We start from the raw sequence: 25,754 nt of genomic DNA on the forward strand, positions 1-25,754 counted from the left end.
GAAAGAAGAAGGCGTTTTTGACACTCCTTCACGTATGCTCGCTATACTCATCTTAAGAAAGGATGGAGGAATGGAGAACGCCTTAGAAAAGCTATTAACGGACTATTGTCCCGAGATGAGTGTAAGAGAACAGAATCCCTTAGAAAAGCTCTTACTCGTCGAGGGAAGTGAAATCATGATCAATAGTTGGAATCATGTGTACGTGGAGGAAGGAGGTAAAATACAGCGAATCGAGAATGTGTACAGCTCAAAGGATAACTATGAAAAGGATCTGTACTACTTTTTAGCAAAATACAACCAACGAATCGCTATCGATAAGCCGATACTCGATTTTGACATTGAAAACCGCTTTCGCGTCTGTGTCGTCCATTCCAACATTACACAGGCAGAGCCTGTCTTAAGTATTCGAAAAAAAGCAGAAAAACAATTTACTCGCGAACGGTTCTTACAGAATGGCTTTTTTACAGAGGAAATCGCAACATTTTTAGAACAAGCCGTAAGAGATCGAAAGACCATCTTTATTAGCGGGGAGACGAGTAGTGGGAAGACGACACTTTTAAATTACTTACTCACCTTTATCGATCCAGAAGAGCGCTTGATCGTGATCGAAGATACGCAGGAAATTAAAGCACCAAAGGGATCGAATGCGATCTATATGCGAACGGCAGAAGCGCAGTATGAAGTAAAGCCTACGACGTCAAGTGACCTCGTAAAGGCGTCACTTCGTCTACGTCCTGACCGCATCATTTTAGGTGAAATTCGCCGCGATGAGATCATTGATTACCTTCATGCGATTAATACGGGGCATAATGGAGCGCTTTCTACAGGTCACGGTAGTTCTGCGAAGGATATGCTCGCACGCCTTGAGATCCTTCTTCTCGAAGCGAATGTTCCGTATGAAGCCGTAGGGAAGTATTTAGGAGGAAGTATTGATCTCATCGTGCAGATGAGTGGAAAGAAGCATCGAAAGGTTCAAACGATATCGAGCATTCACTATGTGAATGGAAAGGTAGAAATTCATGATTTGGTTGAAAATCATTGAATGTGTGCTCTATCACATAGGGCTTGAACTCATCATAAGTTCCTATAATCCTTTGGCTCGTATAGTGGTCCTCATTAGCTTTATCGTAGCTTCGATTCAGGTCGTAAAAGACTTCGACTATAAGAATAAGGATAAGGTCCTTCTACAAAAGCTAGGTACCTTTATCGCTCTTGTCGAAGCTGGAAATTCTCCTCGTCACAGTTATGAAGAGATCGGTAGCTTTGAATTACCCTCGTACTTCATTCACCCCTCCGAGCGGGAGTTTCGCCTTTCGATCTTTAAAAACCAAGCGGAGCTCTTTGAAAAGCAGATTCTTTTAAGAGAAGACCTTGAGAGCGAATTTCAGGTGATACGTTATCGAATGAAAATGATGAAGATTCTACCAATTATCATTATGCTCTTGATGCGCTTCGTCTTGCCGTCGAGGCCATCGGATAAGATTGAACTCGTAACGGTCTTGGGATTTATTATCACGTATTATCTGAGTGACTTTTGGATTAAAAACGAATGATTGTAATTTTTATTCTCTACCTCATATTCTGGCCGATTCTTTTACAAAAGGTCTTTCAAAGCATGCGCGGAATAGAAGGCTTTGTCTTTCTTCTTACGAATACCTTAGTAAGCGGTTGGAATGAATCGTACATCGTACACTTACTATGTAAATTATCGCAGGCCTTAGAGTTATTACTCCTTCTATTAACGGTTGCATCGTTTGTAAAGGAACTTGCTTGGATCGCGATTCTTACAGGTGTCTTCTTTGTTCTCTTTGTCTTTTTAATGATTTCAGAGAGGCAGAAAAAGAGCGAGCTTCTTCTCATTGAAAAGATCAACCGCCACCTCTTTATTTACGAGCTTTCCTTACTTCGTGGAAAGCATCAGCTTCAAGCCTTAAATGAGGCCATAAGTTCTCAGGTGATCTTTGCTCCCATTCGAGAGGTCGATGAGCACTTAAAGGACTTAGAGCACCTCTATAACTTGACGCGCTGGATTGTGGTGAAGAAGATTTCGATCTTAATAGAAAAGAACAAGACCTTTACGACACGCGACTTGTCACTCGACTTTATCAGCTTGAGTGAAGATATTCATAATCGCTATTACAGGATTAAAAAGATTGAACTTGAACGCAAGGAAAACCTCATGATGATTCCTATGATGTTCAATATGCTCCTCATGATCATCTACTTGGTTTCTCCGTTTATATCTATGTTTTTTGGGAGGTAAGAATGGATTTAAGAGAAAAAGGGTTTGGAACGGTCGAACTCGTCATTTTGACAGCGATCCTCATTGGACTCGCGCTTCTATTTAAAAACTTTATCGTTGAGTATGCTCAGAACTTAATCGACAGCATTAAAGCTGTAGAACTCGACATCGAAAACATCGGTGGTCAATGAACGGCCTCATTAAGAGGCAGGGGAGGATCGAATACGTTTCGATTCTCCCTTTTCATAAAATGCCGTGGGAAAAGTTTGTTAAGCCGAAGCAGTTTGTGATTTTACCTAAATTTAAAATAAGAAGGCGATGGATTCAGTGTTGGTATCAGTTAGACCCTTATTACTACATCGACGGGAAGTTTTTAAAGGACTCAAATGAATACACGCTTTTCTAAAGCGTGCTATAATGAACATGGAATGAATTCAAAAAAGGAGATTGAAATGAAAAATATTGCAACAGTTGGCGTTTCCGCTCGCCATGTTCACGTGAATCAAGAAGCTCTTGAAATTCTCTTCGGTGAAGGCGCTGAACTTCATCCCATGAAAGACCTTTCACAACCAGGTCAATTCGCTGCTGAAGAGCGCGTAGAAATCGTTGGACCAAAGTCCACCATGAAAGCTCGTATTCTAGGACCAACACGTCCTCAAACACAAGTTGAAATCAGTCTCAGTGACTCTTTTGCTCTAGGTGTTCCTGGTGTCGTTCGTAATTCCGGAGATATCGCTGGTACACCTGGTATTAAGCTCGTTGGACCAAAGGGTGAGCTTGAGATCAAAGAAGGCGTCATTGTAGCTGCTCGTCATATTCATATGTCTACAGAAGAAGCTAGTGCTTGGGGCATTAAAGACAAGGACATTGTAAAGATTCGCGTTCCTGGCGTTCGTGCAACGGTTCTTGAAAATGTACTCGCTCGCGTTGGTTCCACTCATAAACTCGATCTACACATCGATACCGATGAAGCAAACTGCTGTGCACTTAAGAGTGGCGATGAGGTAGAAGTCATTGTCGACCATGAATAATTTTATCGACCACACGAATCTGAATCCCTGTAGTTCTAAAGCGGATATCGAAGCGCTATGTAAGGAAGCAAAGACGTATCAATTTAAAACGGTCTGTGTTCATCCGAGCTTCGTTTCATTTGCCAAAGAGTGCTTAAAGGGCTCTACCGTAGGGGTCACGACCGTCGTAGGTTTTCCTTTAGGCGTGAACTGCACGGCAACGAAGATCTTTGAAGCTGAGCTTGCTGTTAGCCATGGTGCCGATGACATTGACGTCGTCATGAACTACGGTCTATTAAAAGCAAAGGAAGACGAAAAGGTCTTACATGAGCTTAAGGCGATTCGCGATGTAACGCGTGGTAAGGTTCTAAAGGTCATCATCGAAACGTGTGAACTTACAGAAGAAGAAATCGTCCGCGCTTGTAAGATCTGTGATGAAGCAGAGGCCGATTTCGTAAAAACATCGACAGGTTTCCGCTCGGGTGGTGCTACGGTAAAAGATGTACGCCTCATGAAAGAAAACTTCTCTAAGGAAGTGAAGGCGAGCGGTGGTATCAGAGACCGTAAAACTGCCCTTGAGATGGTAGAAGCAGGTGCTACTCGTATTGGAGCAAGTGCTGGAATACAAATTGTAAAAGAAGACTGAAACTGCACATGGTGCAGTTTCTTTTCTGTTATTTCCTTTGATTGACATAATCATTTATAATAGTAGTGACAAGATGAGGTAATGATGAACGAAACGATCAAACAACCAATTACAGAAACATTAGAAAAAAATTATCTGCCCTATGCCATGAGCGTCATTCTCTCTCGTGCACTACCGGAAATTGACGGACTGAAGCCTGCTCACAGAAAGCTCCTCTATACGATGTATAAGATGGGGCTTTTAAAGGGAGCCAAGACGAAGTGTGCTAATATTGTCGGTCAGACGATGAAACTGAACCCACACGGAGATGAAGCGATCTATCAGACGCTCGTGAGAATGGCGAAAGGGAATGAGAGTCTACTCCACCCTTATGTCGATTCGAAGGGAAACTTCGGTAAGGTCTATTCAAGAGACGTGAGCTATGCTGCGAGCCGTTATACGGAAGCAAAACTTGAAACGATCACGGAAGAAATGTTTGCAGAAATCGATAAGGATACGGTCGACTTTGAGCCCAACTACGACGGTACCCTCTATGAGCCGACACTTCTTCCAGTGCGCTTTCCTACGATTTTAGTAAATCCCAATAAGGGAATTGCCGTAGGCATGGCATCGAACATCTGCTCCTTTAACTTGGGAGAAATTATCGATGCGACGATCCACTACATTAAAAATCCTAAGGTCGATCTTTTAAAATACATTCATGGCCCTGACTTTCCTACGGGAGGGTCGATCATCTACGATGAAGACGTCTTCCATCGCATGATGGAAGAGGGGACGGGTACCTTTAAGATCCGAGGAAGAATGGAATACATCCATAAGGGAAATGTCATCGAGATTACAGAGATTCCCTATACGACGACGATCGAAGCGATCATTGAAAAGACGATCAGTCTCATTAAAGCAGGTACATTAAAAGAGATCAGTGACATTCGTGACGAGAGCGATCTCAATGGATTAAAGATTGCGATCGACTTAAAACGCTCAGCCGATCCCGATCAGGTGATGGCAAGACTGTATAGAGATACTCCGCTTGAAGATACATTTAGTTGTAACTTCAACGTACTTGTTAACGCTTATCCATGTCAACTTGGTGTTCGTGACATCTTAAAGCACTGGCTTGACTTCAGAGTGAGTTGCATCCGAAGAAGCGTTCGCTATGACCTCGGAAAGTTTGAAGAAAAGCTTCACTTGATTCAAGGCTTAAAGAATGTTCTTTTAGATATTGATGCCGTCATTAAAGTCATTCGTGAGACAGAACTTGAAAAAGAAGTCGTTCCAAACCTCATGAAACGCTTTATGCTAGACGAAGTTCAGGCAGAATTCGTTGCAAACATTAAGCTTCGAAACATCAACCGCGAGTTTATTACGAACCGCATCGCTGAAGAAAAGGACCTCTTAGCTCGCATTGAAGAAGCAAAAGCACTCTATGATTCCGATCAGTTGATTTCGGAACTTATTATTCAAGAGTTGAAAGAGATCAAACGCTCCTACGGCTTGCCTAGAAAGTCTCAAATCGTTACAATAGATGAGGTTCAAGGTGATTTAGACCTACTCGAAGAGATCGAACAAAAGGTATTCCCTTTTGTAGCCTTTTTAACGCGTGACGGCTACTTTAAAGCTATTGATCCACAACACCTTGAAAAGTATCCCGAGCAGCGCTTAAAAGACAGCGATGAAATTGTAAGTCGTTTTCCGATAGACTCAGAGCATACACTCCTCTTCTTTACGAATAAGCATAATGTCTATAAGCTTCAAGGCGATCAGGTGACGTTAAATAAGTCGAGTGAGCTAGGGGTTTACTTATCGAATGAGCTTGAACTAGAGCTCGATGAACATGTGATCTACATGGCGGTTACGAAAGATTTCAGTGGACATATGCTCTTTGCCTTTGAAAACGGAAAGCTTTCGAAGGTACCGCTTTCAAGCTATGAGACGAAGACGAGAAGAAGACAGCTCTTAAATGCTTACTTCGACGGAAGTCCACTCGTCATGATGGCTCAGCTTGAAAAGGATACCGATATCCTCGTCACACGCTTAAGTAACGGAAAAGAGTACATTTTACTCGTAAATACAGCGCTCATTCCTGAAAAGAGCTCGAGAAATAACCAAGGCGTTCAAGTGACTCGTAAGACCAAGGGATCGCTCTTAACGGATGTTACGATTCCAAAGGATCCAACGAAGCTTGAAAAGTATCGAGTCGATTCGATTCCTAAATCGGGAACGGCGCGCATCCCACTTGAGGGGGGAGATTTATGGAAATTTTAGACCGATTGTTAACAGGAGAAATTAAGGGCGTCTTTATCGACAGTAGACAGGCGATCAAAGATGGTCTCTTTGTTCCCATTATGGGAGAAAAATTTAACGGCAACAGCTTTGTCCGTGAAGCCTTTGAAAAGGGTGCCAAGGTTTCTCTCGTTCAAAAGCAATACTACGAAGAAAACGAAGAGCAATTTAAAGGCTTAGATATCTACCTCGTAGATGATACCTTAAAGGCATTACAGTGCCTAGCAGGTTCCTTCTTAGAAAAAACGGGTGCCAAGGTCGTAGCGATTACAGGTTCCAATGGAAAGACCACGACGAAGAACTTCATGCGCTCTGTCGTTGAACGCGCTTATAAAACGCACGCAACCGACGGGAACTTCAATAATGAAATCGGCTTACCCTTAACAGTTCTAAACATGCCGAGAGATACGGAAGTGTTGATTCTTGAGATGGGAATGAACCACGCTGGAGAGATCGAACTATTAAGTAAACTCGCTCATCCTGATATCGCGCTCATTACAAATATCGGAACGAGCCACATTGAATACTTGGGATCGGTTGAAAATATCCGAGATGCCAAGCTCGAAATTCTCTCTGGAATGAATGAATCGGGTGTGTTAATCGTAAATGGAAGCGATCCCATGCTCGAAAACTACGATTATAAGACCGAAGTCAGTGTAAAAAAGACCGACTCAACGCTTGTTACTGACATTCAGAGCATGAATGGTAAGTACTCCTTCATCTACGACGGACTACCAATTTCTCTTAACGTTCCTGGTAGACATAATATCGATAATTCGCTTCTTGTTATAGAAGCTGCGAAACTCCTTTCGATCGATCAAAAGCTCATAAAAGAAGGCTTAGAATCGTATCAAGGGGAAATGATGCGAATGAATATCCTGGAGTTCGGTGGAATTACAGTCATTAACGATACGTATAATGCTTCACCGATGAGCATTTTGAGCTCTATTCGAACGCTTCTTGAAATGGATGGAAAGAGGCATATCGCCGTCTTAGGGGATGTCTTTGAGCTCGGTAGCTTCTCGAAGTCCGAGCATCAAAAAATTGGACAAAATCCACTCTTAGAAGAGCTCGATACGGTCTATACCGTAGGAGATTTTTCTAGCTTCATTTCGATGAATCACAAGGATGGACATCACTTCTCGAACATCACTCAATTAAATGCCGTCCTTAAGGAATCTCTAAGGCCAGGTGACATCGTACTTGTAAAAGCTTCTCGTGGAATGGAATTAGAGCGTGTGGTGAACTTTTTAAAGGAGAATCTATGACCAATATCATTTACGTTGTGGTATCTTTTATTGTCACCTTTGTCGCTTTGATCTTTTTAATTCCGTTCTTAACGAGACTTAAGTTCGGTCAACCGATTCTTGAGGATGCTCCAAAGACCCATCAAAAGAAACAGGGAATACCTACTATGGGTGGCATCTCTTTTCTCTTTGCAACAGTCGTCGTGAGCTTAGTTGCTTTAGGAGCTCATGAGAATCACGTCTTCATGGTTTTAGGTATGGTTCTCTTTGCAATCGTTGGATTTTTAGACGATGGAATCAAGATTTCAAAGAAGCACAATGAAGGACTCACACCGACTCAAAAGCTCATCCTTCAGATCATCTTTGCTTTCTTTATGGCATACATTTTAAGAGATAATGCAAGAACCATCCGCATTCCTTTTTCAAAGACTCTCTTTGACTTGGGAATCCTCTATTATCCCTTTGTCATCGTCTTCTACTTAGCGATGACAAACGGTGCGAACCTCACAGACGGCGTCGATGGACTTCTAACAGCTGTCACCATGACGATCGTGATCTTTACTCTTCTCATCGCAAGAAGCCTTCATAAACCCTTTATCTTTTCAGGAAACGTGATCTTTTTAGGCTCTCTCTTGGCCTTCTTTGTCGCAAACAAGCATCCGGCAAAGATCTTCATGGGAGATACGGGATCGCTTGCGATCGGTGGCTTCATCGCAACCGTTCTACTTCTTGTAAAGATGCCGATCTACGCCATCCTAGTTTCGATCATCTACGTGCTAGAAAGTTTAAGTGTTATCATTCAGGTGGCTGTCTTTAAACGCACCGGAAAGCGCTTCTTTAAAAAGGCACCACTTCATCATCACTTTGAAGAGTCGGGCTACAGTGAAAACATGATCGTCGCATTCTTTAGTGCCATAAACCTTGTAGGCGTCATCTTAGCGCTACTTATCTTTAATCTCTAGAAGGTATCATGAAACAGTATTTAATTATTGGTTTTGGAAAAACAGGAAAAGCACTCTACGAATACTTAAAAAGTGAAGAGGAGTGCATTCTTCACGTATATGACGACAATCCCATTGAGGGAGTAGAGCTCTTTAAAGAAGGCACCCCTTACGACGCAGCGTTTGTGTCTCCTGGTGTTTCTGTTCTTCATCCCATGTTTCAATATTGCACCGAACACTCAATTCCAGTCATCGGTGAAACAGAACTCGCCTATGGAAAGCTTAGGGGCGATATCATTGGAATTACAGGAACAAACGGAAAGACGACGACGACGACGCTCATCTATGAGATGATTAAAAAGGAGCATGAACGCACCTTTTTAGCGGGTAACATCGGCTTTCCGATCCTTTCCTACGTAAAGAATTCAAAGGATGGGGACTTCTACATCACGGAGCTTTCGAGCTTTCAACTCGAAACGACAGAACACTTTTCGGTGCGTCTAGGTGTCCTTACAAACCTAACCCCAGACCACATGAAGTGGCACGGTGGTTATGAGCCTTATGTCGATAGCAAGATGAAGCTCTGGAAGAACGTAGAAGATAAAAAGAACATCGTCATTAACTACGACGATCCTGGAATCTATGAAGCCTTTGAAAAACGAGGTCTCTTACTAAGTGACTTCACTCGTTTTTCTACCTTTGAAAAAGATGTCGAATGCTTCGTAAAAAATGGAATGATCCTCTTTAAAGGAGAAGCCATTCTAAGGACTGATGAGATTCTCATTCCAGGAAACCACAACCTTCAAAATGCACTAGCAGCAATTTGTATTTCAAAGCTCTTGGGAATTAAAAACGAAACGATTCGTGAAGTCCTAACGACCTTTAAAGGAATCGATCACCGCTATCAGATCATTGGAGAGAAAAACGGCATCCGCTTTATTAATGACTCTAAAGCGACGAATCCAGATTCTACCATGCCAGCGATTAAAAGTGCTAAGAGACCAACTGTTCTCATCGCTGGAGGAATGGATAAGGGTTCTGACTTTAAACCGCTCATTAAGGCCTTTCCAGAGTCTATAAAGAAACTCATTCTTTTTGGTGAGACGAAAGAAGAGATTCGAAGACAAGCTTTATCTGTCGGTTACGATGCGATAGAAATTGTAAATAATCTCGATGAAGCGTTTCAAAGAGCGACAGAAATTGCTGGAGAAGGGTGGGATATACTCCTAAGTCCCGCTTCAGCAAGCTGGGATATGTATCCTAGCTATGAAGTACGAGGCGAACATTTCGTTCGACTTTTTAAGGAATATCATGTTTAGAAAAATCAATTGGGGAATCCTTCTTCCTGTCATCCTACTCTTAGGAATTGGTTGGATTCTCGTTCTCAGTTCATCAACTTATTATGCCAACGACCGCTACGGCGATATGTATCTCTTCGTAAAGAATCAGACGATCAATATCGCCATCGGTTTGGTTGGACTCTTCCTGCTCTTTGCCATTAACTATCGCTTTTGGGATAAGCTTTGGGTTGTGGGAGGATTGAACTTAATAGGCCTTGTGCTCATGATCATGAGTCTCTTTAACACAGGCCGAAAGGGTTCGACGCGTTGGGTTAAAATCGGTGGCTTTGACTTCATGCCGATCGATATTGCAAAGATGGCCGTCATCTTTTTTCTAGCCTACTTACTGAGTCGAATCGTTCCTAAAAAGAACAAGTTTGCAGCCCTTATCGTCTTCGTATCGATGCCGATGATCTTTATCCTTTTAACGATCCTTCAGCAGAACTTCTCGTCGACGATCATCCTCTTTCTCATTACAGCAGGTATCCTCTTTATCGGATATAATTCCACCGCGATCCTCATGGGTATTGGTGTGACGGGTATTGTGGGTCTTGCGAGCATGATCCTTGCAAACATGAACCGCTCCACTCGTATTACGAGCTTTATCGCATCGCTATCGAATGTCAATGCGATGAATGAGCAGATTCGTTATACGGTCTTTGCCATCGCTTCCGGTGGACTTTTTGGCGTTGGTTTAGGAAGAAGTACTTTTAATAAGCTCTATATCCCAGAGCCCCATAACGATATGATTCTTTCGACCCTGGGTGAAGAAACGGGATTCTTAGGCATGATCATCGTCTTAGCACTCTACTTCGTGCTCATCACGAACATCATGCGAGTTTCCTTCCGAAGTAAAAATCTCTTTGGTCGCTACTTGACCTTTGGGATTGGTATGATGCTCTTTTCTCAGATGTTTATTAACTATGGAACGTGCTTAAACATGATTCCACCGACGGGTGTTCCACTTCCTTTTATTAGTTACGGAGGTACGAACCTGATCGTGGCTTTAGCGAGCGTAGGTCTCTGTTTAAGCGTAGATCGTATGGAGAATATGGAATGAAAGTAATCGTAAGTGGAGGAGGAACGGGAGGACATATCTACCCGCTCATTTCGATCATTGAACAGATGCGTCTATTGGACCCGACGATAGATATCATCTACGTGGGAAATAAGGGATCCTTAGAAGAGCGCATCGCAACACAAAATGGACTGCACTTTTTTCCTGTAGAAGTTCAAGGCGTGAATGGAAAGAAAGGCTTCGGTCTCATCCGTTCCTTGTATTTGCAGCTAAAAAACACCTTTAAAGTCATAGGACTTATGAATCGCTATAAACCGCACCGCGTACTTACAGCAGGTGGCTACGTTTCAGGGCCAACGCTCTTAGCAGCGGTCCTAACAAGAAAGTCCATTTTGATGCACGAACAAAATGCCTTTCCAGGGGCTGCCAATCGACTCTTTTCACGCTTTGCCGATAAAGTCTTTTTAAGCTTTCCTGAATCCATGAAGTACTTTCCCGTACCAAAAAAGCGCATGATGATCACGGGAAATCCCATTCGAGCAAGCTTCCTTTCATTAAACCGAAAAGAAATTCGAAAGATGAAGGGACTCGAAGGAAAGAAGATGATCTTAAGCGTTGGTGGTAGCGGGGGAGCGAAGAGCTTAAACGACTTCGTCTTAAAAGCAGATGAAGTTCTTAAGGACCGTAAGGATGTCATCTGGGTTCATGTGACCGGAAAGAACTACTATGAGTCGTATAAGTCGCGCTTTCCGAAACTTCCGAACCTCATGGTCTACGATTACTTAAGTAACATGCCAGAAAACCTCGTAGCGAGCGATATCGTGATTAGCCGTAGTGGAGCCAATGCTTTAACAGAAATATCTGCCGTTGGTATTCCTTCCATTCTCGTACCATCTCCGAACGTCGCAAACGATCATCAGATGAAAAATGCTAAGGTCTACGAAGAAAATGGAGCAGCCTACATCGTTCGAGACGACTCCTTAGATCACGAATACACGTATAAATTAATCAATGACCTTTTGGATGACGATGATCTTCGTCAGGAAATGGCTAGTAAGAGTAAAAATATCGGTCTACTCGGTGCAAGTCATCTCATCGCTCAATACATCATCTTTGGAGTGGAATAATGAAGAGACTCTTCTATGGAGTACTTCTATTACTTGCGATCGCTCTTATCGCTTGGGTCGTCATCTATTCCGATGTCTTTACCATTAAGACGATTCATGTCTACAGTGAAGTCCTCGATGAAAAGGACATCTTAGAAATGGGCGACGTCAAAATAGGAGATCACTTACTCCGAGTCGATCTAAAAAAGCTTCATGAAAAGCTATTAAAAAATCCCAAGGTAGAAACCGTTACGACGAATACGATTCTTCCGAGCACGTTAGAAATTACCGTAACGGAGCGTAAGCCCTTTGTGATCCTCGAAACGAAAGTAGGACCGCTCACGCTCGATCAGACGGGAAGAGTCATCGCCGTCAATGAAAAGCTTTCTTTAGTTCACATTAAGGGAGCACCGATTACAGAGTATACACTTGGTGGATACGTCGTGACAGAGAACGAATATCTCCTTCGAAAGTCTTTGGACCTTACGAGTCTTATCTATCAAACGGATCTAAAAGATATCGTGATCGAATTTAAGAAGGATCAAATCTATCTCTTCTTAAATCCCGATTACCGAGTAAACTTTGGAACGTGTTCTGACATTGAAAGACAGTTCAGTAACTTCATGGCACTTTATAAAGAAAATGCTTTGGGAGGAACGGATAAGGGCTTTATTGACGTCCGCGATCCCGACAATATGATATTTAAGCCATTTGAATAGACTTTTTTTAAAAGATTTACACGTTTATGTTGAAAGAATCAACTAAAATATGCTAGAATAGAAAACAATGAAAGGGAAACTATCTAAGGAGGCCCCGCAGATGTTTGAGATTGAAGAAAAGAACGAAAATTATAATTTTACGAATATCAAGGTCGTCGGTGTAGGTGGTGGCGGAAACAACGCCATAAATCGCATGATCGATGCTGGTTTAGAAGGTGTTGAGTTTATCGCTGTCAATACAGATAAGCAAGACCTCTCACTCGCAAAGAGCGAAATCAAGCTTCAAATCGGCGAGAAGATTACGCGAGGACTCGGAAGTGGTTCCAAACCAGAAGTTGGTGCTAGAGCTGCAGAAGAAAGCCGCGAAGAAGTAAGAAATGCTCTTCAAGGAGCAGACCTCGTCTTTGTCACCTGTGGTATGGGTGGTGGAACGGGTACAGGTGCTGCACCGATCGTTGCTGAAATTGCACGTGATCTTGGTGCACTAACAGTCGGTGTCGTGACAAAGCCCTTCATGTTTGAAGGTAAGAAACGCTTATCACAAGCGGAAGACGGCATTGAAACACTAAAAGAAAAAGTCGATACGCTTGTCATCATTCCAAATGATAAGCTTTTAGATATCGTCGATAAAAAGACGAGCCTCGTAGATGCCTTAAAAGTAGCTGACGACGTCCTACGTCAAGGTGTTCAAGGTATTTCCGACCTCATCACAGCTCCTGGTCTCATTTCACTCGACTTTGCAGACGTATGCACTGTCATGAAAAACCGTGGTATGGCTCACATGGGTATCGGTATCGGAAAGGGCGAATCGAGAGCCATCGATGCAGCGAAACAAGCTGTCTTCTCACCGCTACTTGAAACAACCATCGAAGGCGCTACAGGCCTCTTAATTAACGTCACAGGTAATAACACCGTCGGTCTACACGAGACGGCTGAGGCATTAAACCTCATCACTGAACTTGCTAACCCAGAAGCTGAGATTATCTACGGTACATCGATCAATGAAAGCATGAACGATGAAATTAAGATCACCGTTATCGCAACCGGCTTCCAAGGAAGAAAAGATCGTCGCTTCCCGAAACTTACAGGAAATGCTTCGGATGAATATCATCCACTAAAGGAAGTTAAGCCGATCGAAAATACGCGTGAAGAAGTCATTGTTCCAAAGAGTGAAGCACAAACTTGGGAAACACGCACCAAGAGCGAATTACCGAGCTTCCTAAAGAATAAACGATAAAAAAAGGCCAATGGGCCTTTTTTTTGGAGGTAGAACATGAGATGTCCATTTTGTAATGCTGACGATTCGAAGGTAGTCGATAGTCGTCCCAACTTAGAAAACAACTCCATTCGAAGAAGACGAGAGTGTATCCAATGCGGAAAGCGCTTTACGACCTATGAGAAGATTGAAGTCTTAGACATCATTGTCGTAAAGAAAGATAACAACCGCGAATCGTTTGATCGTGAAAAGATCATGGCTGGCATTATGCGTGCGAGCGAAAAGAGACCTGTGAGTGCTCAACAGATTGATGACATCGCTTCTCGCATTGAACAAAGAATCGCGAACAATATGAAAAAAGAGATAACCTCGATTGAGATTGGTGAGATGGTTATGGAGGAACTCAAACAATTAGATGAAATTTCATATGTTCGTTTTGCCTCCGTTTATAAACAGTTCAAAGACATTGATACCTTCGTAAACGAGTTAAAGAAGATTCTCCATGAGAAGAATTAAAGAAGGCCTCCTATATGGTTACGAAAGCTTTCCCATTCCCATGAGAAACCTTTCGAGTGAAGTTTTTTTAGAGCATGGAAGACAAATTGGTGAACGCTTAGGCTCGAATTTCATTTCGATCATGGAACAAGTTCATTCGGATCATGTGGAAGAAGCAAAAAGGAATACCTCACATGCTTCTACCGATGCACTCTATACGTTTGATCGTGATCTCTTATTGATGGGCACTTTCGCAGATTGTGTCCCTCTTTATTTTTATTCACTATCCACTGGCTTCCACGCCTTAGCCCATGCTGGTTGGAAGGGAACGAAACGTAAGATCGGGCAAAAGGTCATTGTACTTGCGAAAGAACTTGGTGTAACGGACCTTAAAGCCATCATCGGACCTTGTATTCACGTCGAGAGTTATGAAGTAGGGGAAGCCTTTAAAGAAAACTTTACTGGAACAAAAGAAGACGTCTATACGACGCGCTTTGGTTCTGTTCACCTCGACCTCGTAAGGGAAAACTTCTATCAGCTCGAGGAATTCCTTCCAAAGGAGAGCATCTTCATCGATTCAGAAAATACCTTTACGAGCACATACCATTCGCACCGAAGAGACAAGGAGTGTGACCGCAATGTCGCTTACATCAAAACGTTATAATATTAAAGCGGTAGAATCAGGTAGCATCGCAGAAGAACTAGACATTCAAGTAGGCGACGTGCTTTTACGTGTAAACGACAAGGAGATCGAGGATACCTTTGACTATCTCTTTCAAATTTCTCAAGAGAAAATTACCGTGGATATCGAGATGGATGATGAGATTGTCACTTTTGACATTGAAAAGGAAATCGATGAAGATCTAGGACTCAGTTTTTCAGATCCTCTCATGGATCACGCCAAATCGTGTAAGAACAACTGCATCTTCTGCTTTATCGATCAACTTCCGAAAGGTCTTCGAAAGACACTCTATTTTAAAGACGACGACTCGAGACTTAGCTTCATGCAGGGAAACTTCATCACCCTAACAAACATGTCTGAGAAAGATTTACAGAGAATCGTAGACCTCGGCATTCACCCGATTAATGTCAGTGTCCATACGACAAACCCTCAGTTGAGAGTCGAGATGACAAAAAATCCGAGAGCGAAAGAGATCATGAATCAGCTCGAGTTTTTAAAGTCTCACGGCGTAAAGATGACGGCTCAGATTGTATTAGTTCCAGGATTTAACGACGGAAAAGAACTTCAAAGAACCCTTCAAGACCTCACGAAATTCTATCCTGAGATGCATAGCGTTGCGATCGTTCCTGTAGGGCTTACAAAGCACAGAGAAGGATTAATAAAGCTTTCTCCTTTTACGAAGCGTCAGGCGAAAGAAGTCATCGAGATCGTTTCTACATTTCAAAAGGAATGTTTAAAAAAAGGAACGCGATTTGCCTTTTTAGCCGATGAATTCTATCTCTTAGCAGAAGAAGAACTTCCTTCAGAAGATGCTTACGAAGGCTATCTTCACTACGAAGACGGTGTCGGCATGGTCCGCATGTTCGTAGAAGCTTTTAAGAGAGAACTAGAAAAGGGCAACAGCTTTCTTTACAGGGATGCAACCTTTGTAACGGCCACGGCCTTCCATCCTTTTTTAGTAGCATTGCTAGAAGAGGCCAACATCAAGTATAATATGAATGCAAGGGCTGTCGCTGTAGAAAATGAATTCTTGGGGACGACGATTAACGTCAATGGACTCCTAAGCTTTCAGGACGTCGTTAAGAGACTTAAAGGGGAAAAAGGACCCTTTGTCCTCTGTAATAATCTACTAAATTTCGATCAAATGACACTAGACGACAAGACCGTAGAAAATTTTGAAAACGAGCTTGGGGAAGTCGTCTTTGTAGAGCCCTATGCCGAATCACTCTTTAAGGAGAAGGAATGACCAAACCAACCGTATGTATCGTAGGGAGACCGAATGTAGGGAAGAGTACGCTCTTTAACCGCCTTATCGGTTCTCGTATATCCATAGAAGAAGACTTTCCAGGCGTTACAAGAGACCGCATCTATGCCGATGCCTCATGGCTAGGAAAGCACTTTACGCTCATCGATACGGGAGGACTCGATCCTTCCAATGAAGACGTATTGATCTCTGAAATTAGAAACCAGACGAAGTTAGCGATTGAACTCTCCGATCTCGTCCTCTTCATGGTCAATGGTAAAGAAGGCATTACCATTACCGATGAAGAGATCGCAGAGCTTTTAAGGCTATCTAGAAAGCCCGTTCTACTCGTTGTAAATAAGATCGATTCCTTTACAGAAGAGCGTGACATTTACGAGTTCTATCAACTCGGATTTACTCCACTTCCGATTAGCTCCATTAATAACCTTAACCTAGGGGATCTCTTAGATGAGATCGTAAAGCACTTTCCCGATAAAACGGAAGCTTTTGAAGATGAATCGGTCGTAAGTGTCGCAATCGTCGGTAAACCGAATGTCGGAAAGAGTTCGCTATTAAATCGCCTCTTAGGTGAAAACCGCGTCATCGTTTCACCTCTTGCTGGAACGACGCGTGAAGCGATCGATGCCGACTTAAAAATTCACGATAAGACGTATCGCTTTATCGACACGGCAGGCATTCGTCGAAAGAAAAAGATTGAAGATGAATCGATCGAACGCTACAGCGTCTTACGAAGCTTTGCAGCCATCGATCGAAGTGAAGTCACAATACTCGTTATAGACGCTTCTGAGGGCTTTACTGAGCAGGATAAGAAGATCGTAGGCTATGCTCATGAAGCTGGTAAAGGCATTCTAGTACTCGTCAATAAGTGGGACCTCGTAGAAAAGGGCAACAAGACGTATAAGGAGTGGACAGACCGCTTCTATAAGGAATTTCCTTTCTTAAGCTATGCCATGATCGAAATGGTTTCCGTCCTTGAAAACCACCGTATTCACCGTGTGATCGAACTCATCGATAAGATTCATGAAAATCGCAGTCGACGAATTTCTACGGGACAACTCAATGACCTCTTAAATGAAGCCATTCTCATGCATCCACTGCCACAAGACAAGGGCAAGAGCTTAAAGATCTACTATGCGACGCAGTCTGATGTCGCACCACCTCAATTTGTCTTCTTCGTAAATACGGAAGATCTGATGCACTTTTCCTATTTACGCTACTTAGAAAATCGCATTCGTGAGGCCTTTGATTTTAAAGGCACACCGATTCAATTTATCTTAAAAGAGAAAAAGAAGGACAGGGAATGAAATTTTCCGTACTCGGTTCCGGAAGCTGGGGAACGGCCTTTGCAAACTACTTAGCTCATGAAGGCTATGAGGTCGTCCTATGGGGTCGTAATGCTTCTGTCATCGAAGAAATAAAGACGAACCATACGAATCATCGTTACTTAAAAGAGGCCCTCTTAGATACCTCTTTACAGGTTTCAACTGATCTAGAAAAGGCCTTAGAGGGGGATTCCATCGTGATTCTCGCTTTAAGTGCACAAAACATGAGATCCTTTTTAACCGAGCACTTTGAACTCCTAAAGAAAAAGGAGTACTTTGTAAACCTCGCAAAAGGCATAGAAATTGGAACACTTCAACTCATGCATGAAGTCTTTTTCGAGATTTTTCCCGAAAAGACGTATGCTGCTTTAAGTGGACCATCGCATGCAGAAGAAGTGGCAGCCTTTCAAGCGACGATGCTCGTCTGTGCTGGACGTGATGAAGCGTTTAATAAGCGCATTCAGTCCATTTCTTCAGAGAGCCTTCGAATCTACACATCATCAGATCTCGTCGGCGTCGAAAGCGGTGGTGCATTAAAAAATATCATTGCGATCGCTGTCGGCATTTTAGACGGACTCCACGAAGGCGATAATGCTAAAGCTGCCATCATGACTCGAGGCATGCATGAAATTACGCAGTTAGGGCTAAAGCTCGGTGCAAAGCTTGAGACGTACCTCGGCTTAAGTGGCATGGGGGATCTCATCGTAACGTGTGATTCCAAGCACTCGAGAAACCGACAATTTGGTGTGCTTTTAGCAAGTGGAAAAAAGCAAAGTGAAGCCACAAAAGAAGTAGACATGGTGGTCGAAGGACTATATACTTTAAAAAGTGCGCTCGATCTATCGAAGCACTATGGGATTGAGCTTCCTATTAGCTCGCTTCTCTACGAAGTCATTTACTGTGACATGCCCCTCGAGCAAGCGAGAAAAGAGCTCATGACAAGAACGTACAAGGAAGAATTCGTTTTATGAAGAAGTTCAATTGGTCGCGCGTCATTCTCTTTCTTTTTGTCGTGCTACTAGGCTTAGTGTTTATCAATCAAATAGGTCTCTTTGAAGAGCAGATTGCAACGTATCCTGCCCTTCAAAAGGAGCTTACAAATGAAAGACAGCAAGATGTCATCGTCTTTCGTCATGAGACACTCGTCGCATCCAAAAAAGCAGGCAGTGTAAAATTACTCGTAAGTGATGGCGTAAAGGTCAGGGCCGGTACACCTGTAGCAGAGGTCAACCTTTCTGGCGATGAGAAGTACTTACCGTACGAAGCGCCTAAAGAAATGATGATCGATATCGAGCCCATCCTAAAAGAGTATCAGACGAAACAAGATGAGCTGAGTTACCTCGTTAAGGAAAATAAATACGATCAAGTTCAGGACGTTGAAAAGCAGTTAAAGAGGCTTTTACTCATAAAAAAAGCATATGAAGAGCAAAAGCAGCTTGAACTCAGTGAGGTCGTAAGTACGGGAGAGTACGGGGGAGGAAAGCTTCTCATCCAAAGCCCTACGGCTGGTCTCGTTTCGACCACCATGGCCACAGACGATCCCTTATATCAAACGGGAAATATCTTCTTAATCCAGTACGATGAACTAAAGCCTCATCCACCAGGAAAAACCCTTACCGAAGTCAAAGCGAACGAGCCCTTTCTTCGAATCGTCGATAACAGAGAATTCTTCTTTGTTTTCCTTGCAGACGAAGAGACGGCAAAAAGCTTCTCGACAGGAAAGCGCATTGCAGCGGTCGTAAATGGTTACAGCGTGAAGCCCATTATCGACGATATCTTTCCCTATGGAAACAAGTTTGGTATTGTATTAAAGGTGACAGAGGACGTCCCAAATCTTCAAAACGAGCGATTCTTAAAGATCACACTCACCATCCAAAAGAGGAAGGGACTTGCGATCAAGAATTCATCGATCATAGAAAAGGATAAACAACTCGGTGTTTATCTTTTAAAGAACAATTTTCAAAAGACATTCGTACCCATTAAGATCCTTGAAACGTTCCAAGACGAATGTATTGTAGAAAGCGATTACTTCTCTACCGTCGATGCCGATGGAAAGGTAACGCAGACAAAGACGATCAGTTTATATGATCAGATTGTGGAGGGAAAATAAATGCTAGAGCAAAACATTCAAAAAGTATTAGAAACGATTGAAGCACATAAAACCGTCGATAAGGTCACGCTGGTCGCAGTGACGAAGTTTGTCGATATCTTTCAGACCAACGAGGTCGTTCGACTCGGTGTGAAAAACATCGGTGAAAACAAGGCACAGACTTTAAAAGACAAGCTCCCTTACCTTATTGGAGAACCTGTCATTCACTTTATCGGTCATCTTCAGAGAAATAAGGTCAAGGAAATTATCGAATCCGTAGACCTCATTCATTCTGTCGATAGTGTGCGCTTAGCAAAAGAGATCGACTTAAGAGCAGGAGAGATCGGAAAGAAACAAGCGATCCTCGTTCAAGTGAACATTGCCAAAGAAGAGAGCAAGTTTGGATTCTTTGAAGAAGAGCTAGAAGAAGCCATGAAAGAGATCAGTCAATTAGAAAATATTGAGATTCACGGTTTCATGATGATGGCTCCACTGGAAGAGAATCCAGAAGATACACGTATTTACTTTAAGAAAATGAAAGAACTCTTTGACAGTTACAAGCAGTCTGACTATAATAAAGAGTATATGAATACTCTATCCATGGGCATGAGTAATGACTACATGATTGCACTAGAGGAAGGTTCCAACATGGTTCGTGTAGGAACTGCCCTTTATTCCAAGGAGGAAGAATGAACAACTTCGGCGATAAAGTAAAGCACTTTTTCGGCATTGAACTTGACGAGACCGATGCACCTCAAGAAGAAGTCGTAGAAACTCGTCCTGAGCGCAAGCGTTACGAGCAGGCAGAACCAGTTGAAAGAAAGCCTGAGTGGGAAGCACCACGCGAACGTCGTACAACCGTTCAAAAGCCTGTCTACCAAGAACGTATACCTCAGGATAATAAAGTGGTCATCTGTAAGTACACACCTCTTGATCACAGAGAGAGTACATCGATCATCGATGACATTCGAGCTGGTCGCCCTGTCATCTTAAACTTTGAAGACACAGACGATTTTGTGGCTGCAAAGATCATCAACATCTGTGAAGGTGCTGCTTATGCACTCGACGCTGATATCAGTAAGATTGCTAACGAAATCTTTATCGTCGTTCCACACGGCATCGATATCATGAATAACATTTCTAATAAGCCTGTAACATCAGAGGGAACGACATATTAATGCGTGAGCAACTAGCCCTTCTCTTTGCGAACTTTCTAGGCTATTACCAATATGTCATTCTCATTCATGCAATTTTAAGCTGGTTTATCCCAGAAACGCATATGATTCGACGCATGCTAGGGCTTCTAACAGAGCCTATTGAAGCTCCCTTTAGAAATCTTCAAATGAAGCTTTTCGGGCCTTCTGCATTCGATCTAAGTCCTTTATTTGCGATGGTATTCTTACAAATTGCTGAAACAATACTTTACAACTTCATCTAGACATCCAGAAGACAACGTCGAATTGTCCCTTCGTCAAAGAGAGCAGGAGAAGCTGAGAACCTGTACGAAAGCAATTTGAATATCACTTCATGAAGGAATATTTTATTAAGTGGCCATTGGCAAATAGGGTGGTACCGCGATCCGTCGTCCCTATCTACCGATGGTTTTTATTTTTTAGGAGGAAAAATGTATCCAAAGCTCATCGATTCATCGATCAAGAATGCTGAAAGAGCCCAGTCTCTCTACTGGAAAGAAATTGATCTACTACACGAAACACTGAGAACGAGAGAAGGACAGAAGAACTTCGTCTTCTTTGAAGGACCACCAACAGCTAACGGAAAACCAGGTCTTCACCACGTGATCGCAAGAACACTAAAAGATTCCATCTGCCGTTATAAGAACATGCAGGGCTTTTACGTACGTAGAAAAGCCGGTTGGGATACGCATGGACTACCGGTAGAAATTGAAGTAGAAAAGAAGTTAGGTCTACACAATAAAAAAGATATCGAAGCGTATGGTATCGATAAGTTCATTGAGAAGTGCCGTGAAAGCGTTTTCGAATACGAGGCTATTTGGCGCGAAATGACAGAGGAGATGGCATATCTCATCGACCTCGATCATCCTTATGTCACGCTTCAAAATGACTACATCGAAAGCGTATGGGCGCTCTTAAAGCGAATCTTTGATAAGGGCCTCATCTACGAAGGAAACCGCATTCTACCTTACTGTACTCGCTGTGGAACAGGTCTTGCATCGCACGAAGTGGCACAAGGATATAAAGACCGTAAGCAAGAGACCGTAACGGTTGCCTTTAAGAGAAAAGATAAAGAAGAGTATTTCCTCGTCTGGACGACGACACCTTGGACTCTCCCTTCAAACGTCCTCTTAACTGTTAATCCTGACGCTGAATATGCAAGAGTCGAGCAGGGTGGACACGTCTTCATCATGGCAAAAGAACTTATTGGTCAAGTCATGGGAGAAGATGTTAAGATCTTAGAGACCTTCCCTGGTAAGAGCCTCGAATACGTCGAGTATGAACCCATCATGGACTTCGTAAAGCCGAATAAAAAGGCTTATTATGTAACGGTAGGCGATTATGTCACACTCACAGACGGTACAGGTATTGTTCATACAGCACCTGCTTTCGGTGAAGACGACTATCAGCTCGGACGTAAGTACGACGCTCCTATGCTTCAACCCGTTAACGAAGAAGGAAAATTCACAGAAACACCTTGGAAGGGCCGTTTTGTCATGGATGCCGATGAAGACATCGTCACCTGGCTTCGTGAAAACGGAAAGCTTTATAAGAAGCAACGCATCGATCACAACTACCCACACTGCTGGAGATGTGATACACCACTTCTTTACTACGCAGCACCAAGCTGGTATATCGAGATGAGTAAGTTCCGTAAGGAACTCGTAGCAAATAACAACACCGTCAACTGGTATCCTGACTACATCGGAGAAAAGCGCTTCGGTAACTGGCTCGAAAACATGAAGGACTGGGCACTATCTAGAAGTCGCTACTGGGGAACACCACTACCGATCTGGATCTGTGAAGACGGCCATAAGCACGCCATCGGTTCCATTGAAGAGCTTAAAAAGATGGCGACAAAACCCATCGATACGATCGACCTTCACAGACCTTACGTCGATGAGGTCGAGATCACTTGCCCTGAATGTGGTAAGCCCATGAAGCGCGTACCTTATGTCATCGACGTTTGGTTTGACTCAGGTGCAATGCCTTTTGCACAGCTTCACTGGCCTTTTGAACATCAGGACGATTTTGATGAGTACTTCCCAGCAGACTTCATCTCTGAAGGTATCGACCAGACGCGCGGTTGGTTTAACTCGCTTCTATCGATTTCAACCCTCATCACGGGAAAAGCGCCTTATAAGAACGTGCTCGTAAACGACATGCTCTTAGATAAAGACGGAAAGAAGATGAGTAAGCACGTAGGAAATACGATTAACCCCTTCGACCTCTTTGAGCAATACGGTGCCGATGCTGTGCGCTGGTATCTAAACTACACGTCACCCGCTTGGCAGCCCACAAAGTTCGACATTGCAGGTGTAAAGGAAGTTTTAAGTAAGTTCTTTAACACCTTGAAGAACGTCTATAACCTCTTTAGCCTCTATGCAAACTACGACTCTATCGATGCTTCAAAGCTTGAAATCGAACCAAAGGATCGCAGTGAACTCGACCGTTGGATTCTAAGTAAAACGAATAAACTCATTCAAGACGTGACGAATGCCTATGAGAGCTTTGACCTAACGATCGTCACACGTCTCATTCAAGACTACGTGAACGACGACCTCAGTAACTGGTACATCCGCCGCTCCAGAAGACGCTTCTGGCAAAGTGGTATGACTGAGGATAAAAAGGCTGTCTTTAGAACGACCTATGAAGTCTTAAAGACCGTGACACTTCTGTCTGCACCGATCGTGCCGTTCGTTTCGGAAGAGATTTACCGTGCACTTACGAATGAAGTCTCTGTTCACCTAGCGAACTTCCCTAAGCATGACGAAACACTCATCGACGAACAGCTTATGAAGAAGATGGAGATGGCAAAGACTATCGTTCAGCTCGGACGTGCATCGCGTGAAAGCGTATCGATTAAGGTACGTCAGCCACTTTCTCGAGTCCTCTTAAGTAAGACATTAAAGGATGAACTTTCTAGCTTAGAAGACGTCATCATGGAAGAGTTGAATGTGAAAGCAATCGACTACATCGAAGACGACGCAGAGTACTTAAACTTCCAGCTTAAGCCCGTTTTCCCTGTCCTCGGACCGATCTTAGGTAGCAAGATGGGACTCTTCCAAAAGGAACTCAAGCAGAGAGATCCGAAGGAACTAAGTAGAAAACTCCGTGCAGGAGAAAAGGTCACCTTTGACCTTGGCGGTGAAGCTTTCGAGTTCTCGAAAGAACACATCGACGTGACGGTAACGGCGAAAGAAAACTACAATGTCATGACAGAGCAAGATCTCTATGTCATCTTAGATACCTCCTTAGGCGATGAACTCGTAAAAGAAGGTTACGCGAGAGAATTTGTTTCAAATATTCAGCAAACACGTAAAGCCATGGACTTAAATGTTTCTGATAAGATCAAAGTCACCTACACGAGTACACCTGAGTTTGTAGAAGCCATTAAGCTCTACGATGGCTTCATTAAGACCGAAGTCCTTGCGACAGAACTTAAGGAAGCTCAAAACGACGGTGAAAACTTAGTATTAAATGGACAACCGACACAAATTAAAGTGGAAAAGGTTCAATGAGCCAAAAAAAGTTTGAAATTACGGAAGCGTTTCAAGGCGAGAGAATTGATCTCGTCCTTGGAACGCTTACCGATTTTACGAGAAATCAGCTCCAACAATTTTTAAAAGAAGGTCTCGTTCAAGTGAACGGCAAGGTCGTTAAAAAGTCGTATCTCTGTGAGGTAGGGGACAAAGTAATGATGGAAGTCATCGAAAAGGAACCCACCGAGCTAGAAGGGGAGAACTTACCCTTAGAGATCCTCTATGAAAACGATCGCTTTGCCATAGTCAATAAAGAACGTGGGGTAGTCGTTCATCCTGCACCAGGTCACCCTGATGGAACGCTTGTGAACGCTCTTTTATACCACATGAATTCTCTGAGTAATGAAAAGGACACGATTCGCCCTGGAATCGTCCACCGAATGGATAAGGACACTTCAGGCGTACTTCTCATTACAAAGACCAATGAAGCCCATGAATACTTTAGTCGACTCTTTAAAGCACATGACTTAAAAAGGTGTTATGTTGCGATCGTAGAAGGTGTCATAAAAGAAGACGAGATCGTCGTAGAAGAAGCGATCGCTCGTAGCGAAACGAACCGAAAGGCTTTTACGGTAGATCCTAGTGGACGATACGCAAAGACGCTCGTAGAAGTTATAGAGCGCTTTCAAAACTACACGCTCGTTCGCTGTACACTCTTTACTGGAAGAACGCATCAAATTCGCGTTCATCTAAAGTATCTAAACCATCCCATCGTAGGAGATCCCGTCTACGGCATGAAAAAATCGAAGATAAAAAAAGACGGTCAGTATCTCCATGCGATAGAACTTGGCTTTACCGATGAAAATGGTAAAAGCTATGACTTTAGCGTCGATCCGCCTGAATACTTTCAGTCCTTTCTTCAAAAAATGAGGCAAGTATGAACTACAAAACGATTATCATGGAACACGATTCCATCGAGCGCACGTTAAAGCGCTTAAGCTATGAGATCATAGAGCGCCACAAGGGAGTCGATGAACTCGTACTCATCGGTATCTATACAAACGGCGAATGGATCGCAAAGTTCATCAAAGAACAACTCGACCGCTTAGAAGGAGCCGATGTTCCGATCGGCTTTGTTGATATTGGAAAATATCGAGATGACGAACGAGTCGTTACGGGAGACAGAACGCATCTACCTTTTGATATTACGAATAAAAAGATCATTTTAGTCGATGACGTTCTCTATACGGGAAGAACCTTTCGAGCAGCGATCGAATTACTCTTCGATTTAGGTCGACCGAAGCAGATTGAAGCGGCTGTTCTCGTAGACCGCGGTCATAGAGAATTACCGATTCGAGCTGATTACGTCGGAAAAAATATTCCTACTTCACAAAAGGAAAAGGTTGTGGTAAGATTAGAAGGTAACACCGACGAATTTTGTGTTTATCTGGTGTAAAGA

At 43.0% G+C, this 25,754-nt stretch carries 26 protein-coding genes; all 26 read left to right on the plus strand.

Annotation, left to right across the window (positions count from 1 at the left end; all coding sequences use genetic code 11):
* Positions 1–70: 70 nt before the first annotated feature.
* The 26 genes from ACUB3H_RS00420 to pyrR all read left to right on the plus strand — a co-directional run bounded on the left by ACUB3H_RS00420 (position 71) and on the right by pyrR (position 25,751).
* Complete coding sequence (locus ACUB3H_RS00420) at positions 71–1,042, plus strand: CpaF family protein (protein WP_459128669.1); 972 nt, start codon at positions 71–73, stop codon at positions 1,040–1,042.
* A complete protein-coding gene (locus ACUB3H_RS00425; RefSeq protein WP_459128670.1) occupies positions 1,020–1,553 on the plus strand; it encodes a hypothetical protein in 534 nt (177 codons plus the stop codon). Before ACUB3H_RS00420 ends, ACUB3H_RS00425 begins: the two co-directional genes overlap by 23 nt.
* Positions 1,550–2,263, plus strand: a complete 714-nt coding sequence (locus ACUB3H_RS00430; protein WP_459128671.1) for a hypothetical protein — start codon at positions 1,550–1,552, stop codon at positions 2,261–2,263. The genes ACUB3H_RS00425 and ACUB3H_RS00430 overlap by 4 nt, the downstream gene beginning before the upstream one ends.
* Before the next feature lie 2 nt (positions 2,264–2,265).
* Positions 2,266–2,433, plus strand: coding sequence for a Flp1 family type IVb pilin (locus ACUB3H_RS00435; RefSeq protein WP_459128672.1), 168 nt, complete (start codon positions 2,266–2,268; stop codon positions 2,431–2,433).
* 261 nt (positions 2,434–2,694) lie between these two features.
* Positions 2,695–3,273 carry a phosphate propanoyltransferase gene (pduL, locus tag ACUB3H_RS00440; protein WP_459128673.1) on the plus strand — a complete coding sequence of 193 codons (579 nt, stop codon included), beginning with the start codon at positions 2,695–2,697 and terminating at the stop codon, positions 3,271–3,273.
* Entirely contained in the window at positions 3,266–3,898 is a 633-nt protein-coding gene (deoC, locus tag ACUB3H_RS00445; protein WP_459128674.1) for a deoxyribose-phosphate aldolase, read from the plus strand. Before pduL ends, deoC begins: the two co-directional genes overlap by 8 nt.
* 84 nt (positions 3,899–3,982) lie before the next feature.
* A complete protein-coding gene (locus ACUB3H_RS00450; RefSeq protein WP_459128675.1) occupies positions 3,983–6,163 on the plus strand; it encodes a DNA gyrase subunit A in 2,181 nt (726 codons plus the stop codon).
* Entirely contained in the window at positions 6,151–7,449 is a 1,299-nt protein-coding gene (locus ACUB3H_RS00455) for a UDP-N-acetylmuramoyl-tripeptide--D-alanyl-D-alanine ligase (protein WP_459128676.1), read from the plus strand. The genes ACUB3H_RS00450 and ACUB3H_RS00455 overlap by 13 nt, the downstream gene beginning before the upstream one ends.
* On the plus strand, positions 7,446–8,390 hold the full coding sequence (gene mraY, locus ACUB3H_RS00460; RefSeq protein WP_459128677.1) for a phospho-N-acetylmuramoyl-pentapeptide-transferase: 945 nt from the start codon (positions 7,446–7,448) through the stop codon (positions 8,388–8,390). The genes ACUB3H_RS00455 and mraY overlap by 4 nt, the downstream gene beginning before the upstream one ends.
* 8 nt (positions 8,391–8,398) lie before the next feature.
* Complete coding sequence (gene murD, locus ACUB3H_RS00465) at positions 8,399–9,688, plus strand: UDP-N-acetylmuramoyl-L-alanine--D-glutamate ligase (protein ID WP_459128678.1); 1,290 nt, start codon at positions 8,399–8,401, stop codon at positions 9,686–9,688.
* Positions 9,681–10,769, plus strand: coding sequence for an FtsW/RodA/SpoVE family cell cycle protein (locus tag ACUB3H_RS00470; RefSeq protein ID WP_459128679.1), 1,089 nt, complete (start codon positions 9,681–9,683; stop codon positions 10,767–10,769). The genes murD and ACUB3H_RS00470 overlap by 8 nt, the downstream gene beginning before the upstream one ends.
* Positions 10,766–11,854, plus strand: a complete 1,089-nt coding sequence (gene murG, locus ACUB3H_RS00475; RefSeq protein ID WP_459128680.1) for an undecaprenyldiphospho-muramoylpentapeptide beta-N-acetylglucosaminyltransferase — start codon at positions 10,766–10,768, stop codon at positions 11,852–11,854. The genes ACUB3H_RS00470 and murG overlap by 4 nt, the downstream gene beginning before the upstream one ends.
* The gene (locus tag ACUB3H_RS00480; RefSeq protein ID WP_459128681.1) at positions 11,854–12,552 is read left to right on the plus strand and encodes a cell division protein FtsQ/DivIB; all 699 of its coding nucleotides are present in this window, start codon (positions 11,854–11,856) and stop codon (positions 12,550–12,552) included. The genes murG and ACUB3H_RS00480 overlap by 1 nt, the downstream gene beginning before the upstream one ends.
* A gap of 100 nt (positions 12,553–12,652) precedes the next feature.
* Complete coding sequence (ftsZ, locus tag ACUB3H_RS00485) at positions 12,653–13,789, plus strand: cell division protein FtsZ (protein WP_459128682.1); 1,137 nt, start codon at positions 12,653–12,655, stop codon at positions 13,787–13,789.
* A gap of 36 nt (positions 13,790–13,825) precedes the next feature.
* Positions 13,826–14,284 (plus strand): transcriptional regulator NrdR, encoded by a 459-nt coding sequence (nrdR, locus tag ACUB3H_RS00490; RefSeq protein ID WP_459128683.1) that lies wholly within the window; start codon positions 13,826–13,828, stop codon positions 14,282–14,284.
* The gene (locus ACUB3H_RS00495; RefSeq protein ID WP_459128684.1) at positions 14,271–14,927 is read left to right on the plus strand and encodes a purine nucleoside phosphorylase YfiH/LACC1 family protein; all 657 of its coding nucleotides are present in this window, start codon (positions 14,271–14,273) and stop codon (positions 14,925–14,927) included. Before nrdR ends, ACUB3H_RS00495 begins: the two co-directional genes overlap by 14 nt.
* Positions 14,902–16,191 (plus strand): DUF512 domain-containing protein, encoded by a 1,290-nt coding sequence (locus ACUB3H_RS00500; protein WP_459128685.1) that lies wholly within the window; start codon positions 14,902–14,904, stop codon positions 16,189–16,191. The genes ACUB3H_RS00495 and ACUB3H_RS00500 overlap by 26 nt, the downstream gene beginning before the upstream one ends.
* Positions 16,188–17,513: a ribosome biogenesis GTPase Der gene (gene der / locus ACUB3H_RS00505; protein ID WP_459128686.1), complete on the plus strand. Its 1,326-nt coding sequence runs from the start codon at positions 16,188–16,190 to the stop codon at positions 17,511–17,513. Before ACUB3H_RS00500 ends, der begins: the two co-directional genes overlap by 4 nt.
* A complete protein-coding gene (locus ACUB3H_RS00510; protein ID WP_459128687.1) occupies positions 17,510–18,502 on the plus strand; it encodes an NAD(P)H-dependent glycerol-3-phosphate dehydrogenase in 993 nt (330 codons plus the stop codon). The genes der and ACUB3H_RS00510 overlap by 4 nt, the downstream gene beginning before the upstream one ends.
* A complete protein-coding gene (locus tag ACUB3H_RS00515; protein WP_459128688.1) occupies positions 18,499–19,641 on the plus strand; it encodes an HlyD family efflux transporter periplasmic adaptor subunit in 1,143 nt (380 codons plus the stop codon). The genes ACUB3H_RS00510 and ACUB3H_RS00515 overlap by 4 nt, the downstream gene beginning before the upstream one ends.
* Positions 19,642–20,313, plus strand: a complete 672-nt coding sequence (locus ACUB3H_RS00520; protein WP_459128689.1) for a YggS family pyridoxal phosphate-dependent enzyme — start codon at positions 19,642–19,644, stop codon at positions 20,311–20,313. It abuts the gene before it with no gap.
* Entirely contained in the window at positions 20,310–20,798 is a 489-nt protein-coding gene (locus tag ACUB3H_RS00525) for a cell division protein SepF (protein ID WP_459128690.1), read from the plus strand. Before ACUB3H_RS00520 ends, ACUB3H_RS00525 begins: the two co-directional genes overlap by 4 nt.
* Complete coding sequence (locus tag ACUB3H_RS00530) at positions 20,798–21,058, plus strand: YggT family protein (RefSeq protein ID WP_459128691.1); 261 nt, start codon at positions 20,798–20,800, stop codon at positions 21,056–21,058. Before ACUB3H_RS00525 ends, ACUB3H_RS00530 begins: the two co-directional genes overlap by 1 nt.
* Positions 21,059–21,244: 186 nt before the next feature.
* The gene (ileS, locus tag ACUB3H_RS00535) at positions 21,245–24,334 is read left to right on the plus strand and encodes an isoleucine--tRNA ligase (protein ID WP_459128692.1); all 3,090 of its coding nucleotides are present in this window, start codon (positions 21,245–21,247) and stop codon (positions 24,332–24,334) included.
* Positions 24,331–25,236, plus strand: a complete 906-nt coding sequence (locus ACUB3H_RS00540) for an RluA family pseudouridine synthase (RefSeq protein WP_459128693.1) — start codon at positions 24,331–24,333, stop codon at positions 25,234–25,236. The genes ileS and ACUB3H_RS00540 overlap by 4 nt, the downstream gene beginning before the upstream one ends.
* Positions 25,233–25,751, plus strand: coding sequence for a bifunctional pyr operon transcriptional regulator/uracil phosphoribosyltransferase PyrR (gene pyrR / locus ACUB3H_RS00545; RefSeq protein WP_459128694.1), 519 nt, complete (start codon positions 25,233–25,235; stop codon positions 25,749–25,751). Before ACUB3H_RS00540 ends, pyrR begins: the two co-directional genes overlap by 4 nt.
* Positions 25,752–25,754: the final 3 nt, after the last annotated feature.

This window comes from Guggenheimella bovis (assembly GCF_054492335.1).

Excerpts from the sequence above, each read along its gene's own strand:
- ACUB3H_RS00420 (WP_459128669.1), top strand. The coding sequence starts at position 71 with ATGGAGAACGCCTTAGAAAAGCTATTAACGGACTATTGTCCCGAGATG.
- ACUB3H_RS00425 (WP_459128670.1), top strand. The coding sequence starts at position 1,020 with ATGATTTGGTTGAAAATCATTGAATGTGTGCTCTATCACATAGGGCTT.
- ACUB3H_RS00430 (WP_459128671.1), top strand. The coding sequence starts at position 1,550 with ATGATTGTAATTTTTATTCTCTACCTCATATTCTGGCCGATTCTTTTA.
- ACUB3H_RS00435 (WP_459128672.1), top strand. The coding sequence starts at position 2,266 with ATGGATTTAAGAGAAAAAGGGTTTGGAACGGTCGAACTCGTCATTTTG.
- pduL (WP_459128673.1), top strand. The coding sequence starts at position 2,695 with ATGAAAAATATTGCAACAGTTGGCGTTTCCGCTCGCCATGTTCACGTG.
- deoC (WP_459128674.1), top strand. The coding sequence starts at position 3,266 with ATGAATAATTTTATCGACCACACGAATCTGAATCCCTGTAGTTCTAAA.
- ACUB3H_RS00450 (WP_459128675.1), top strand. The coding sequence starts at position 3,983 with ATGAACGAAACGATCAAACAACCAATTACAGAAACATTAGAAAAAAAT.
- ACUB3H_RS00455 (WP_459128676.1), top strand. The coding sequence starts at position 6,151 with ATGGAAATTTTAGACCGATTGTTAACAGGAGAAATTAAGGGCGTCTTT.
- mraY (WP_459128677.1), top strand. The coding sequence starts at position 7,446 with ATGACCAATATCATTTACGTTGTGGTATCTTTTATTGTCACCTTTGTC.
- murD (WP_459128678.1), top strand. The coding sequence starts at position 8,399 with ATGAAACAGTATTTAATTATTGGTTTTGGAAAAACAGGAAAAGCACTC.
- ACUB3H_RS00470 (WP_459128679.1), top strand. The coding sequence starts at position 9,681 with ATGTTTAGAAAAATCAATTGGGGAATCCTTCTTCCTGTCATCCTACTC.
- murG (WP_459128680.1), top strand. The coding sequence starts at position 10,766 with ATGAAAGTAATCGTAAGTGGAGGAGGAACGGGAGGACATATCTACCCG.
- ACUB3H_RS00480 (WP_459128681.1), top strand. The coding sequence starts at position 11,854 with ATGAAGAGACTCTTCTATGGAGTACTTCTATTACTTGCGATCGCTCTT.
- ftsZ (WP_459128682.1), top strand. The coding sequence starts at position 12,653 with ATGTTTGAGATTGAAGAAAAGAACGAAAATTATAATTTTACGAATATC.
- nrdR (WP_459128683.1), top strand. The coding sequence starts at position 13,826 with ATGAGATGTCCATTTTGTAATGCTGACGATTCGAAGGTAGTCGATAGT.
- ACUB3H_RS00495 (WP_459128684.1), top strand. The coding sequence starts at position 14,271 with ATGAGAAGAATTAAAGAAGGCCTCCTATATGGTTACGAAAGCTTTCCC.
- ACUB3H_RS00500 (WP_459128685.1), top strand. The coding sequence starts at position 14,902 with ATGTCGCTTACATCAAAACGTTATAATATTAAAGCGGTAGAATCAGGT.
- der (WP_459128686.1), top strand. The coding sequence starts at position 16,188 with ATGACCAAACCAACCGTATGTATCGTAGGGAGACCGAATGTAGGGAAG.
- ACUB3H_RS00510 (WP_459128687.1), top strand. The coding sequence starts at position 17,510 with ATGAAATTTTCCGTACTCGGTTCCGGAAGCTGGGGAACGGCCTTTGCA.
- ACUB3H_RS00515 (WP_459128688.1), top strand. The coding sequence starts at position 18,499 with ATGAAGAAGTTCAATTGGTCGCGCGTCATTCTCTTTCTTTTTGTCGTG.
- ACUB3H_RS00520 (WP_459128689.1), top strand. The coding sequence starts at position 19,642 with ATGCTAGAGCAAAACATTCAAAAAGTATTAGAAACGATTGAAGCACAT.
- ACUB3H_RS00525 (WP_459128690.1), top strand. The coding sequence starts at position 20,310 with ATGAACAACTTCGGCGATAAAGTAAAGCACTTTTTCGGCATTGAACTT.
- ACUB3H_RS00530 (WP_459128691.1), top strand. The coding sequence starts at position 20,798 with ATGCGTGAGCAACTAGCCCTTCTCTTTGCGAACTTTCTAGGCTATTAC.
- ileS (WP_459128692.1), top strand. The coding sequence starts at position 21,245 with ATGTATCCAAAGCTCATCGATTCATCGATCAAGAATGCTGAAAGAGCC.
- ACUB3H_RS00540 (WP_459128693.1), top strand. The coding sequence starts at position 24,331 with ATGAGCCAAAAAAAGTTTGAAATTACGGAAGCGTTTCAAGGCGAGAGA.
- pyrR (WP_459128694.1), top strand. The coding sequence starts at position 25,233 with ATGAACTACAAAACGATTATCATGGAACACGATTCCATCGAGCGCACG.